Origin of the sequence: Pseudomonas sp. NPDC007930, from assembly GCF_042958985.1 — a bacterium.
GTDB lineage: Bacteria > Pseudomonadota > Gammaproteobacteria > Pseudomonadales > Pseudomonadaceae > Aquipseudomonas.
Genome location: NZ_JBIBKC010000011.1, coordinates 31,532 through 44,769, shown reverse-complemented (window position 1 = coordinate 44,769; position 13,238 = coordinate 31,532). Strand labels below are relative to the sequence as shown.

At 65.4% G+C, this 13,238-nt stretch carries 11 protein-coding genes; 7 read left to right on the top strand and 4 right to left on the bottom strand.

The genetic code is table 11. The features are described from left to right. Nucleotides 1–71 precede the first annotated feature (71 nt). On the top strand, nucleotides 72–1,397 hold the full coding sequence (gene dctA, locus ACFZCE_RS20145) for a C4-dicarboxylate transporter DctA (RefSeq protein WP_390942255.1): 1,326 nt from the start codon (nucleotides 72–74) through the stop codon (nucleotides 1,395–1,397). On the opposite strand, the gene ACFZCE_RS20140 is transcribed toward dctA, so the two are convergent. Next, nucleotides 1,394–2,770 carry an NtaA/DmoA family FMN-dependent monooxygenase gene (locus tag ACFZCE_RS20140; protein WP_390942253.1) on the bottom strand — a complete coding sequence of 459 codons (1,377 nt, stop codon included), beginning with the start codon at nucleotides 2,768–2,770 and terminating at the stop codon, nucleotides 1,394–1,396. The genes dctA and ACFZCE_RS20140 overlap by 4 nt on opposite strands. A gap of 216 nt (nucleotides 2,771–2,986) precedes the next feature. Next, entirely contained in the window at nucleotides 2,987–3,871 is an 885-nt protein-coding gene (locus ACFZCE_RS20135) for a LysR substrate-binding domain-containing protein (RefSeq protein ID WP_390942251.1), read from the bottom strand. Between the two features lie 77 nt (nucleotides 3,872–3,948). Here ACFZCE_RS20135 and ACFZCE_RS20130 point away from each other — a divergent pair, with 77 nt between their 5' ends. Both ACFZCE_RS20130 and ACFZCE_RS20125 read left to right on the top strand, forming a co-directional pair. Beyond that, entirely contained in the window at nucleotides 3,949–5,250 is a 1,302-nt protein-coding gene (locus ACFZCE_RS20130) for an aminotransferase class III-fold pyridoxal phosphate-dependent enzyme (RefSeq protein WP_390942249.1), read from the top strand. Nucleotides 5,251–5,367: 117 nt separating this feature from the next. Beyond that, nucleotides 5,368–6,207: a class II aldolase/adducin family protein gene (locus ACFZCE_RS20125; RefSeq protein ID WP_390942247.1), complete on the top strand. Its 840-nt coding sequence runs from the start codon at nucleotides 5,368–5,370 to the stop codon at nucleotides 6,205–6,207. A gap of 180 nt (nucleotides 6,208–6,387) precedes the next feature. Here the strand turns inward: ACFZCE_RS20125 and ACFZCE_RS20120 are convergent, their stop codons facing one another. After that, on the bottom strand, nucleotides 6,388–7,281 hold the full coding sequence (locus ACFZCE_RS20120; RefSeq protein WP_390942245.1) for a LysR substrate-binding domain-containing protein: 894 nt from the start codon (nucleotides 7,279–7,281) through the stop codon (nucleotides 6,388–6,390). A gap of 128 nt (nucleotides 7,282–7,409) precedes the next feature. On the opposite strand from ACFZCE_RS20120, the gene ACFZCE_RS20115 reads away from it, so the two are divergent. Then, complete coding sequence (locus ACFZCE_RS20115; RefSeq protein WP_390942243.1) at nucleotides 7,410–8,249, top strand: class II aldolase/adducin family protein; 840 nt, start codon at nucleotides 7,410–7,412, stop codon at nucleotides 8,247–8,249. A 75-nt stretch (nucleotides 8,250–8,324) separates the two neighbouring features. After that, nucleotides 8,325–9,632 carry an MFS transporter gene (locus tag ACFZCE_RS20110; protein ID WP_390942241.1) on the top strand — a complete coding sequence of 436 codons (1,308 nt, stop codon included), beginning with the start codon at nucleotides 8,325–8,327 and terminating at the stop codon, nucleotides 9,630–9,632. A gap of 22 nt (nucleotides 9,633–9,654) precedes the next feature. On the opposite strand, the gene ACFZCE_RS20105 is transcribed toward ACFZCE_RS20110, so the two are convergent. Continuing rightward, on the bottom strand, nucleotides 9,655–10,365 hold the full coding sequence (locus ACFZCE_RS20105) for an FCD domain-containing protein (protein ID WP_390942239.1): 711 nt from the start codon (nucleotides 10,363–10,365) through the stop codon (nucleotides 9,655–9,657). 204 nt (nucleotides 10,366–10,569) lie between these two features. Between ACFZCE_RS20105 and ACFZCE_RS20100 the strand changes: the two genes are divergently transcribed. Together ACFZCE_RS20100 and ACFZCE_RS20095 are read left to right on the top strand one after the other, a co-directional pair. Then, nucleotides 10,570–12,117: a Rieske 2Fe-2S domain-containing protein gene (locus ACFZCE_RS20100; protein WP_390942237.1), complete on the top strand. Its 1,548-nt coding sequence runs from the start codon at nucleotides 10,570–10,572 to the stop codon at nucleotides 12,115–12,117. 51 nt (nucleotides 12,118–12,168) lie between these two features. Beyond that, nucleotides 12,169–13,149, top strand: coding sequence for a 2Fe-2S iron-sulfur cluster-binding protein (locus ACFZCE_RS20095; protein WP_390942235.1), 981 nt, complete (start codon nucleotides 12,169–12,171; stop codon nucleotides 13,147–13,149). The last annotated feature ends 89 nt before the right edge of the window (nucleotides 13,150–13,238 follow it).

Sequence of the window (13,238 nt, the reverse complement as noted above, 5' to 3'; positions counted from 1 at the left end):
TGCCTTGAGCGCGGCCGCCCGCGCCCTGTTTTGCCAAGCCCTCCCTACAAGAACAACATGAGGTGCGACAGATGCAACAGTCCCGTTCCCGCTGGTACGGCCAGCTCTATGTGCAGGTGCTGATCGGCATCCTGCTCGGTGCGATCCTCGGTTACCTGCAACCGGCCTTCGCCGCCCAGTTGCAGCCACTGGCCGATGGCTTCATCAAACTGATCAAGATGCTGCTGGCGCCGATCATTTTCGGCACCGTGGTGGTGGGCATCGCCAAGATGGGCAACATCAAGGAGGTCGGGCGGATTGGCGTCAAGGCGCTGCTGTACTTCGAGGTGCTGTCGACCATTGCCCTGGTGATCGGGCTGGTGGTGGTCAACCTGATGAAGCCTGGCGTGGGCATGAACATCAATTCCGCCAGCCTCGATGGCAGCGCGATCAGCAAGTACAGCCAGGTGGCCCAGGAGCAGGGCGGTACCGTCGAGTTCTTCCTGAACATCATCCCCAACACTTTCGTCGATGCGTTCGCCAAGGGCTCGATGCTGCAGGTGATCCTGCTCTCGGTCTTGATGGGGGTCGCGCTGGTGCAGATGGGCAGCGTCAGCAAGCCGTTGATCAACGTGATCGACCTGCTGCTGCAGGGGCTGTTCCGGATCGTCGCGATGGTCATGCGCCTGGCCCCACTGGGCGCGGGCGCCGGCATGGCGTTCACCATCGGCAAGTACGGCATTGGCACGTTGCTGTCGCTGGGGCATTTGCTGGTGGCGCTGTACGTGACCACGCTGCTGTTCATCCTGGTGGTGCTGGGGGCGGTGGCGAGGTGGTCGGGGTTGCCGTTGTTGCAGTTCTTGCGCTATTTCAAGGATGAAATCCTCATCACCCTGGGCACCTGTTCGACCGAGGCGGTGCTGCCGCGGATGATGGCCAAGCTGGAGAAGCTCGGCTGCGAGAAGTCCGTGGTCGGCATGGTGTTGCCCACCGGCTACACCTTCAACGCCGACGGCACCTGCATCTACCTGACCATGGCCGCGGTGTTCGTGGCGCAGGCGACCAATACCCCGTTGGCGCTGATGGACCAATGCGTGCTGCTCGGGGTGCTGCTGCTCACCTCCAAAGGCTCCGCCGGGGTCGCCGGGGCGGGTTTCGTGACCCTCGCCGCCACCTTGACCACGATTCACAGCATCCCGCTGGTGGGCCTGGTGTTGCTGTTGGGCATTGATCGTTTCCTCAACGAGGCGCGGGCCGTCACCAACCTGATTGGCAATGGCATCGGCACCATCGCCATCGCCAAGTGGGACAACGCCTTCGACCTGCAGCAGGCGCGGCGCGAACTGCACGCCGCCAGCCAGCCCCAGGGCGCGCCGGCAGAGGCCGCGGCGCCCACCAGCGCCGGGAAAATCACCTAGCCGCGAGCTTGCCCAGGCCGCGGGCCTGGGCGAAGCGCCTCCCCGCCCCTCGCGCGGTGTTCGGGCACGCTCAAGCCCAGGTGTTCGCGCAAGGTCGCGCCTTCATAGTCCTCGCTGAGCAACCCGCGCGCGCGCAGCAGCGGCACTACCTGCTGACGAAAACGCAGCCAGTCCTGTGGGTGGTGCACGAACAGGTTGAAGCCGTCGGCGGCGCCGCTGGCGTGCCATTGGCTGATCTGCTCGGCCACGTATTCAGGCGTGCCCACCAGCCGTAGCCACGGGGTTTGCAATGAGTACAACACCTGCCGCAGGGTCTGCCCGCGCTGGCGGCCGTGTTCGATCTCGTCGCGGAACTGGCTGAGCCCCGCCGCCGCGTCGGCCGCATCGACCTGCGGGAAGGGTTCGTCCAGCGGGTAGTGGCGAAAATCATGGCCGTTGTATTGGCGCGACAGCGCCTGGTGCATTTTCTCCAGGCTGAGCTTGGCCGCGCGCTGCGCCTCGATCTGCTCGGCTTCTGCCTGGGTGTTGGCCAGCACCACGTTCAGTGCCGGCATGAACAGCAACTCATCGAGGTTACGCCCGTAGGCTTGGGCGCGGCGGCGCACGTCGGCGGCCAGTTCGAGAGATTCGGCGGGGGTCCTGGCGAAGCTGAAGACGATGTCGGCCACACGCGCGCTCAAGTCGCGGCCCTCGGGCGAGGTGCCGGCCTGCACCAGCGGCGGCTGGCCCTGGCGCGAGCGGAAGATGTTCAGCGGGCCTTTGACGCGGTAGAACTCGCCCTCGTGGTCGAGGCTGTGCAGCTTGGTTTTGTCGAGGAATTCCGGCGCCTGCCGGCTGCTGGCGAAGGCGCCGGTTTCGTAGGAGTTCCACAGGCCGGTGACCACCTCGACGGCCTCGGCGGCGCGGCGGTAACGGGTTTGATAGTCGCCATGCTCGGCGCGGCTGAAGTTGCCGGCGGTGCCAGCGTCCTGGCTGGTGACGATGTTCCAGCCGGCCCGGCCATCGCTGAGCAGGTCGAGCGACGCCAGCCGCCGCGCGGTGTCGAAGGGTTCGCCGTAGGTGGTGCTGACGGTGGCGATCAGGCCGATGCGCGCGGTGCTGGTGGCCAGCGCCGAGAGCAGCGTGAGGGGTTCGAAGCGGTTCAGGTGATGGTGCGGGTAGGCGCTGGTGATGTACTGGCTATCGACGATGAAGAGAAAGTCGAAGCGCGCGGCCTCGGCCTCGCGGGCCTGCTGCACGTACCACTTGAGGTTCACGCTGGCGTCTAGCGGCACGCCTTCATCGCGCCACAGTTCACTGGCCGAGGCATCGCCGACGCCGACCAGCACGGCGCCGAGTTTGAGGGTTTTGCGGGGTTGTGCTGGGGTGGGCATAAGCGCGGTACACGGTGGTGGGTGGTGGGCGAGGGTAGGCAGATTGGAGGGGGTTGGGGTGCTGGTAAATTGGCATAAGGGGCTGCCTGGGGGTTATGTGCAGGGGTTGAGGGCCTCTCGCCCGGCACAGCCGGCCTCCCACCAGAATTATGTAAGTCACTGATTTACTGGGAGAAATAGAACCCGTGGGAGGCCGGCTGTGCCGGGCGATGGGCCCTAGAGGTCAGGCAAGGCCAGGCAAATGTGCTCACTCAGCGCGCTCACCAGCGCCGAGGGCTTGCGCGGGGCGGTTTTCACGCCGATCGCCACCCGTGGCAAGGCGGGCAGGCCGCTGCCGCTGGGCAGCACCTGGAGGTCGTCGGGCACCGCGGTGTGGGTGAGCACGGCGATGGCCTGGCCCGACCTCACCACCGCGATCAACCCGGCCAGGCTGTGGCTGGCGTAGGCCAGCCGGTAGGGCCGGCCGGCGGCGTTCAGGCTGGCCACGGCGGCCTGGTGGTCGAGGGTGTCGGCGGCGGCCAGCGCCAGTTGCAGCGGCTGCATCGCCGCCGCATCGCTGCCGCGCGCGCCCACCCACACCAGCGGCTCATAGCGAATCACCTCGTCCTGGACGGCGGTTTCGGCCAGCGAGATGATCGCCAGGTCCAGCGCATGGCTGCCCATGCGCTCCAGCAGCCGCGGCGTGGGCGCGCAGTACACCTCCACCAGCACCTGCGGGTGGCGCGCGGCAAAGCCACGCAGCAGCGGCGGCAGGAACACCGTGGCGTAATCGTCTGGGCAGCCAAGCCGCAGGGTGCCGGCCAGGCCTTGCCCGGAGAGGTCGGCCAGGGCCTCGTCGTGGGCACGGAGAATCTTCTGCGCATGCAGCAACAGCCGCTCGCCATGGGCGGTCAGCGCCACGCCACGGCCCCCGCGCAGCAACAACGGCTGGCGGGTGGTTTGTTCCAGGCGCTTGACCTGCATGCTGATGGCCGCCTGGGTGCGCCCCACGCGCTCGGCGGCGCGGCTTAGCGCGCCGGTTTCGGCGATGATCACGAAGGTGCGCAGCAACTCGAAGTCGAGGTAAGTGCTCAAGGTATAAGCCAGGCCAGGGTTTGCCATAAGAAGTATTAGTTTTTCTTGGGGGCGTCAACTTTCTACACTCAAGCCCATCGCAACCCACGCCTTGGAGAACCGCCGTGTCGAATAACCAGGAACCGATGTTCTGGCAAAACGCCCAGCAGCACTTGATCCGCTACGGCGGCAGCTTCGAGCCGCGGATCATCGAGCGGGCCAAGGGCAGCTTCGTCTATGACGCCGACCAGCAGCCGATCCTCGACTTCACCTCCGGGCAGATGAGCGCCTTGCTCGGCCATGGCCACCCGGAAATCTGCGAAGTGGTGCAGCAGCACATCCAGCACCTCGACCACTTGTTCAGCGGCATGCTCACCCGCCCGGTGGTGGGCCTGGCCAGTGCCCTGGCGCAGACCTTACCGCCGGGCCTGTCGCGCAGCATGTTCCTCAGCACCGGCGGCGAGGCCAACGAAGCGGCGATCAAGATGGCCAAACTGGCCACTGGCAAATACGAGGTGGTCAGTTTCGCCCAGTCCTGGCACGGCATGACCGGTGGCGCCGCGTCGGCCACCTACAGCGCCGGGCGCAAGGGCTATGGCCCGGCGGCAGTGGGCTCGTTCGCGATCCCGGCGCCGTACCCGTACCGCCCACGCTTCGAAAAAAACGGCGAAATAGACTGGCAGGGCGAACTCGACTACGCCTTCGACCTGCTCGACCGGCAGTCCAGCGGCAGCCTGGCGGCGTTCATCGCCGAGCCGATCCTGAGCTCTGGCGGGTTGATCGAGTTGCCGTTGGGCTACCTGGCCGCGCTCAAGCGCAAGTGCGAAGAACGCGGCATGCTGTTGATTCTCGACGAGGCGCAAACCGGCGTGGGCCGCACCGGCCTGATGTACGCCTTCGAGCGCGACGGCGTGGTGCCCGACATCCTCACCCTGTCGAAAACCCTCGGCGCCGGGCTGCCGCTGTCGGCGGTGATCACCAGCACGGCGATCGAGCAGCTGTGCCATGAGCGTGGCTTCCTGTTCTACACCACCCACGTGTCTGACCCGCTGCCCGCCGCGGTGGGCCTGAAGGTGCTTGAGGTGGTACAGCGCGACGGCCTGGTGGCCCGCGCGCACACCGCCGGCGCGCGCCTCGAGGCCGGCCTGCGCGCGCTGCAGGGGCGCTTCGAGTGCATTGGCGATGTGCGTGGCCGCGGCCTGCTGCTGGGCATGGAAATCGTTGCCGACCGGCACAGCAAGCAGCCGGCTTCGGAGCTGGGCGCGAGCATCACCCGTGAGTGCATGAACCTTGGCCTGAGCATGAACATCGTGCAGTTGCCCGGCATGGGCGGGGTGTTCCGCATCGCGCCGCCGCTGACGGTCAGCGACAGTGAAATCGACCTGGGCCTGGAGTTGCTCGGCAAGGCGATCGCGCGGGCGGTGTAGGCCAACCCTGGCGAAGGCTGAATTTTCTTGAGCCTGGGTTGAAAACCCTTCGTTTGTAAGGCCTGCGCCTCAGGGCAACCATAACGCTACCCCTCACAATCCTGAAAAGGTGGCGTTATGGAAACGGTCCTGAAGCTGCAACCCTCCAGCACGGGCAAGCCGCGTGTGTCGATTTACCAGCCTGAGCAGGACGGCTTGATCTTCCCGGAAATACCCGCGTTCAGCAGCTTCGAAGAAGAGCGCCAGTACCGCAAGAAGCACCTGGTGGCGGCCTGCCGGGCCTTTGCCGAGCACCAGTTGGACTACGGCTTTGCCGGCCACCTCACCGTGCGCGACCCGGAGTTTCCCGAGCTGTACTGGACCAACCCGATGTGCGTGCACTTCTCCCAGGTGAAGCTCTCGAACCTGATCCTCGCCGACCACGCCGGCAAGGTGGTCGAAGGCGACTACGCGATCAACCGCGCGGGTTTCGTGCTGCACGCGGCGGTGCATGAAGCCCACCCCGACATCCTCGCCATGTGCCATGCGCACACCGTGTACGGCGGCGCCTGGGCGGCCACCGGCCGGCCGCTGCCACCGATCAGCCAGGATGCCGCGGTGTTTTTCGAGGACCACGTGGTGATCACCGCCGAGGCCGGCGCGGTGGCGGTGGAGACCCAAGCGGGCAACTCCGTGTGTGGCTCGTTCAAGAACGTGCGCGCAGCCATCCACCAGAACCACGGGCTGCTCACCGCCAGCCGCCACAGCATCGATGAAGCGGCGTTCTGGTTCATCGCGCTGGAGCGCTGCTGCCAGCAGCAGTTGATGATCGAGGCCAGTGGCATCACGCCGAAACTGGTCACCCCGGAGCGCGCCCGGTATAGCCGCGAGAACGTGGGCAGCCCGTTTATTGGCTGGCTGCATTTTCAGGCGCTGTACGACAAGATCGCCAAGGAGCAGCCTGAGATGTTTGCCTGAAGGTCCGGGGACTGATCTGTTCAGGTGGTTTTACTGAGTGCATGAACTGACTGGCCCTTCGCCCGGCACAGCCGGCCTCCCACGGGTTCTGTGTTGCCTAGTAAATCAAGCACTTACACCTCATCGGGTGGGAGGCCGTGGTCCGGCACTCCGGCTGTGCCGGGCGATGGGCCCTCCCATTCAACCACTGGCAATCTGTTTCATGATCCACTCCCTGAACCGCTCGATCCGCCGGCTGCCCTTCATCGCGGTGCGGTAACAGAGAAAATGCATCTCCCGCCGCAGCGGCGGCTTGTGGCCCGGCAGCACGATCAAGCTGCCGTTGCGCAGCTCGGTTTCGGCCAGGCGGGTCGACTCCAGGGCAATCCCCAAGCCATCGGCGGCCGCCGACAGCACCAGCGCCGCGCGGTCGAACGACAACCCATGCAGCCCCGGCGCCTCCACCAAGCCTTCGTGCTGGAACCACGCCTGCCAGCCGGCCGGGCTCAACTGCGAGTCGATCAGCGCGCCGGCCTTGAGGGTCTCCACCGCCTGCATCTGCCCTTCGTCGAAAGCATGCGGGCTGGCCATCGGCGCGATGGTTTCCAGGCCCAGGGCATCTACGCTTACGCCAACCCGGTCGATCGGCGCGCCGTAGGTGATCGCCACGTCGATTTCCTCATGGCGGGTGAGTTCCGGGGGTTGGGCGCTGGAGGTCAGGCGGATGTGCAGCGGGTTGGGTTCGCTGATCAGCCGGGCCAGCCGTGGAGACAACCATTTGGCGGCGAAACTCGGCGCGCAGTGCACCGCCAGGGTCAGTTGTTCAGCGCTGGGCATCCACGGCGAAAACGCCGCTTCCAGGCCATCGAGCGCCGTGCTCAGGGCAGGGGCGAGCATCCGCCCTTGGGCGGTCAGCTCTACCGAACGCGGGTGGCGGATGAACAACTCCACGCCCAGGGCCATTTCAAGGTTGCGAATTTGATGGCTGATCGCCGACGCCGACAGGTGAAGTTCATCGGCGGCGCTGGCAAAACTTTCCAGCCGGGCGGCGGCTTCGAAGGCTTTGACCGAAGCAAAGTTGGGAAGCTTTCTCATTGTTGTATTCCCAAAGCCCGCGGCTGAGGCTGAGTTAAATTCAACCTTGGGTTAATTCCCTGCGTTTGTCAACGCAGCGCCCGGGGCGGAGTATCCCAAACGCTAATAACAACAACGAGGTCAATACCATGGACCCACTCTTGCGTGTCGAGCCTGCTGCAAACGGCAAACGCCGTATCTCCCTCTATCAACCGGAACAACCCGGTTTGATATTTCCGGAAATCCCTGACTTCAAAAGTTTCGACGAGGAACGCGACTATCGGAAAAAACACCTGGTCGCCGCCTGCCGCGCGTTCGCCGCGCACAGCCTGGACTACGGCTTTGCCGGGCACCTGACGGTGCGCGACCCGGAATTCCCCGAGCTGTACTGGACCAACCCGATGGCCGTGCATTTTTCCCAGGTGAAGGTCTCCAACCTGATCCTGGCGGACCACAACGGCCAGGTGGTGGAGGGCGACTACGCGATCAACCGCGCCGGCTTTGTGCTGCACGCGGCGGTGCATGAAGAGCACCCGGACATCGTCGCCATGTGCCACGCCCACACCGTTTACGGTGGCGCCTGGGCCGCCACCGGCCGGGAACTGCCGCCGATCAGCCAGGATGCCGCGGTGTTCTTCGAAGACCACGTGGTGATCACCGCCGAGGCCGGCGCTGTGGCGGTGGAAACCAAGGCCGGCAACTCGGTGGCCAGCCACTTCAAGCACGTGCGCGCGGCGATCCACCAGAACCACGGGTTGCTCACCGCCAGCCGCCACAGCATCGACGAGGCGGCGTTCTGGTTCATCGCGCTGGAGCGCTGCTGCCAGCAACAGTTGCTGATCGAGGCCGCCGGCATCACGCCCCAGTTGGTCACCCCCGAGCGGGCCCGCTACAGCCGGGAAAACGTCGGCAGCCCGTTTATCGGCTGGCTGCACTTCCAACCGCTCTACAACAAGATCGTGGCTGAACAGCCGGACCTGTTTGGCTAATACCACGGCTGTGCCAGCCGTGTGCGCTGGCGTTCGACGACGTGACAATAACAATACGCGTGCGGAGATGAGCTCATGGCCAATGTACTCGATGCAACCTATACCGCGGGTAAAACCAGCGCGGATGCCCACCTGTATGCCCGGGTGACACTTCGGCTGATCCCGTTTTTATTCATGTGCTATGTATTCGCTTACCTCGACCGGGTAAACGTGGGCTTTGCCAAGTTGCAGATGCTCGATGAACTGGGGTTCAGTGAAACGGTGTACGGCCTCGGCGCCGGGGTGTTCTTTTTCGGTTACTTTCTGTTTGAAGTGCCGAGTAATGTGATCCTCCACAAGGTCGGCGCGCGGCGCTGGATCGCCCGCATCATGATCACCTGGGGGATCCTCTCGGCGTGCATGATGTTCGTGCAAACGCCGATGATGTTCTACCTGATCCGGTTTTTCCTCGGCGTGGCCGAGGCGGGCTTCTTCCCCGGGATCATCCTGTACCTCACCTACTGGTTCCCGCCATCCCGGCGCGGCAAGATCACCGCGATGTTCATGACCGGCATCCCCATGGCCGGGGTGATCGGCGGGCCGTTGTCGGGCTGGATCATGGCCACCACCCACGGCTGGCATGGGTATTCCGCCTGGCAGTGGTTGTTCCTGCTCGAGGCGCTGCCGTCGATCATCGCCGGCGTCGCGGTGCTGTTCTACCTGCAGGACAAGATCGACGACGCGCGCTGGCTGAGCGAGGCGGACAAAGACACCCTCAAGCAGAACCTCGCCCGGGAAACCAACCAGGCCGAGGTGCATTCGGTGTTCGGCGCGTTCCGCAACCGCCGGGTGTGGGTGATGAGCGCGGGCTATTTCGGCTTCATGATGGGGCTGTACGGCATCAGCTTCTGGTTGCCGTCGTTGATCAAAAGCTCAGGCATCCAGAGCACGCCCACCGTCGCCCTGCTGACCACCATCCCCTACGCCTGCGCCACCCTGGCGATGGTGCTGACCGGGCGCAGCGCCGACAAGCACCGCGAGCGCCGCTGGCACGCGGCGGTGCCGGCGCTGCTCGGTGGCCTGGGCCTGGTGTTGAGCACGCTCACCGTGGGCAACCCGATGGTGGCGTTGGTGTTCCTGTCGCTGGCGACCATGGGCATCATCACCGGGCTGTGCCAGTTCTGGTGCCTGCCGCCGGCGTTTCTCAGCGGCGTGGCGGCCGCGGCGGGGATCGCCATGATCAACTCGATCGGCAACCTGGCGGGGTTCATCAGCCCGTACATGATCGGCTGGATCAAAGACGCCACCGCGTCGACCAACCTCGCGCTGTACGTGATCGCCGGCTCGCTGGTGTTTGCCGCGTGCATTTGCCTGTCGTTGCCCAAGGCGGTGGTCAACCGCTGAGGGCAGGGCGCTTGCGCCGTGCTCAGGCCTCGAGCAACTGGCGCAGGCGCTCGGTGAGGTTTTGCCGGGCGTGGGTGGTGTGCACGTCGGTCAGTTCGCCGGCGGCGGCCACGTCACCGGCGGCGATGGCCTGGGCGATCGCCTCGTGTTCGTCCCAGATCGCCTGGCGCTGCCGCGCGCTTTGCAGCACCGCGCCCATCGCCCGGCGCAGGTGCACCCAGTACACCTGGGCACTCTGGCTGATCAGCGGGTTGCCGGAGGCGTCGTAGATCGCCGTGTGGAAGGCCATGTCGGCGTCGATCATCGCCTTGATGTTCTTGCCGCCGGCCAACGCCCGGCCCCGGCTCAGCAACGCGGGGTCAAGGGTGACCCGCTGCGCGGCGGCCAGCTTCGCGGCGAGGTTGTCGAGCGCGCCACGGATCAGGTACAGGTTGTTGATCGACTCGACCGTCAACGGCGTGACCAGCACGCCGCGGCCGGGTGCGTCCTGCACCAGGCCATCTTTCTTCAACAAGCGCAGCGCCTGCAGCACCGGCGAGCGCGACACCTGCATCTGCTCGGCGATGTCTTCCTGGGTCAGGCGCGTGCCCGGCGCGATCGAGCCATCGCTGATCGCATCGAGCAGCGCCCCGTACACCTCGTCGACGTAGTCGATGCGTGACTGCACACGTTTGAGCTTGACCGTCATCGCTTGCCCTTGCCGCCCCGCGGCTTCTTCAGTGGTGAGGCGCATTGTCCACGTTCTCCTCGAGGGTTCAAGGTTTTCCCTTGACAGGCCCTCAGTGTAGGTCAAGACTCAGAACTCTGTATACAGAGACCAAAATACAGAAAGCCGTGAGCAGCAGTCCCGGCGGGCAACACCATTGCATTCAAACAATAGGGCCACAGCGTTCGCACCCTGAGCGCCTGTGCCGAACAAAAAGCGAGGCAATGCACCATGACCGAGAAACTCGACAAGCTTGATGAGCAGCGTGGCGCCGGCGGCGGTGCCCCCGCGCAGAAAAAACTGATCGCCTACGGTGGCTACTACACCAGCAAAATCCCAGGGCATGACCCTGAGCTCACCGAAACCGGCCCCGGCACCCCCAACGGCGAGTACATGCGGCGCTTCTGGCAGCCGGTGTGCATGGCCCTGGAGCTCACCGACACGCCGCGCTTCTTGAAGATCATGGGCGAGGAGCTGGTGGCGTTTCGCGACGGCAGCGGCCGGGTTGGCCTGTTGCATGCCCACTGCGTGCACCGTGGCGCGTCGCTGGAGTACGGCGCCATCCAGGAGCGCGGCATCAAGTGCTGCTACCACGGCATGGTTTTCGACGTCGATGGCGCCTGCCTGCACGTGCCGTTCCCGGCCGGTGAAGAGAAGGACGGCGAGAAATACGCCTGCTCCATCCGCCAGGGCGCCTACAAGGCCTTCGAGCGCCATGGCCTGGTGTTCGCCTACATGGGCCCGCCCGAAGAAGAACCGCCGTTCCCCGAGTGGGAGCAGGACTTCACCGTGATGGACGGCGATGAGTTGGTGCCTTACAGCAACTTCCAGCACTGCAACTGGCTGCAAGTGCAAGACAACGCCGCCGACAACTTCCACCCCACGGCGTTGCACGCCGCGCGCAACGTAGTGGGCGGTAACTTCCAGGGCACCACCTTCGACGAGGTCGGCGCGGCATCGATGGAAGTCGCCCCCGACATGCAGTTCATTCCCGTGCACCAGGGCCGCAGCCTGGCCTGCGCCGGGGCGCGGCGGGTCAACGATGAGCGGATGTTCCTGCGCATCCAGCACCAGGTACTGCCCAACCTCAGCCTGCACGCCTACACCTCTGAAGACGGCGAGCAGAAAAAACTCTTCAGCCGCTTTCATATCATCCGCTGGACGGTGCCGGTAGACGACGAAAACAGCAAGATGATCGGCTGGCGAGTGATGGGCCCGGGCATCGACACCCGCGGCGTGGGCGACAAGGGCAAGGTCGGTTACGAGACCATCGATTTTCTCGAAGGCCAGGTGGCCATGCGCCGGCCGGAGCGCTTCGGCAAGTACACGCTCGAAGACCTACCGCCGATCCCCAGCCACCACCGCGAACGCCACGACTACAAAGACGCCCAGTACGCCCCCGGCGACTACGAGGCGATCATCAGCCAGCGGCCGATCGCCGTGCACGCGCTGGAAAACCCGACCAAGTTCGACGCCGGCCTGTATGCCTTTCGCAAGATGCTGCGCGATGCCGTGCGCGGCGCCAACCCCAACGCCAGCGCCCAGGGTTTTGCCCAATGGCTGCGCGAGCTCAACGGCGAGCCGAACAGCTACTGCACCGGCAACGTGTTCGAGATGCCCATCGCCGCGACCACCGAGCAGGAGGTGGCCAACCGCCGGCGCCTGGCCCGTGAAGCGGTGGCGATCCTCACCCAGGCCGACGGCTTGAAGGGGGCGGCCCGCGCGGCGTTCGTGCGCGAGCGCTTCGAGGCCCTGGAGCAGAGCTTCAAACCACAATGAGCCGCGGTTGCCCCGCCTTGCGGGGCGCCTGCCGGGTGCGAGGTATTGATGATGACAGCGTTGCAACAGCCCGCGGTGGCCACCCTCGAACTGGTGGTGCGCCGGGTGACCCTGGAAGCCCAGGGCATTCATTCCTACGAACTGGTCGACCCCGAGCGGCGTGAGCTGCCGCCCTTCAGCGCTGGTGCACACATCGACGTGCACCTGCCTGGTGGGCAGGTGCGGCAGTATTCCCTGAGCAACTCGCCGCTGGAAACCCACCGCTATGTGATCGGCGTGCTGCGCGACCCGAACAGCAGCGGCGGCTCGGCGGCGATGCACCGGCTGCAGGTGGGTGAGGTGCTGCGCGTGAGCCTGCCGCGCAACCACTTCGAACTGCACCCGCAGGCGCGGCGGTCGCTGCTGCTGGCTGGCGGCATCGGGGTCACGCCGATGAAGGCGATGATGCACGCGCTGCACGCCCAAGGCGCGGATTTCGAACTGCATTACTGCTGCAAGGGGCCGCAGTTCGCGGCCTTCAGCGAAGAGATGGCGGCGCTGGTGGCGCAGGGCAGGGTGCACCTGCATTTTGATGGCGGCGACCCGGCCAACAGCTTCGACCTCAAAGGCTTTTTGCAAGAGGCCCCAGAGGGCAGCCATGTGTACTACTGCGGGCCGGCCGGCTTTATGCAGGCGTGCCAGCAGGCCGCCGCGCACTGGCCCGCGGGCACCGTGCACTTCGAGCACTTCAAGGCCCCCAGCGCGCCGACCGCCCCGGCGCCGGCCAGCGGCGAAGGCTTTATCGCCAGGGTCGCGAGCAGCGGCGAGGAACTGCCGGTGGCGCAGGGCGAAAGCCTGGCGCAGGTGCTGCAAGACGCCGGCTACCCGGTGGAAACCTCCTGCCAGAGTGGCCTGTGCGGTACCTGCAAGGTGCGCTACCTGCAGGGCGAGGTGGAGCACCTGGACTACATACTCGATGACCAGGAAAAGGGCGAGTACCTGACCACCTGTGTGTCGCGGGCGAAGTCGGCGGTGTTATTGCTGGATTTGTAGGGGGTTGAGGGCCTATCGCCCGGCACAGCCGGCCTCCCACAGGTTCTGTGTTGCCCCGTAAATCAAGAACTTACACAAAACCGTGGGAG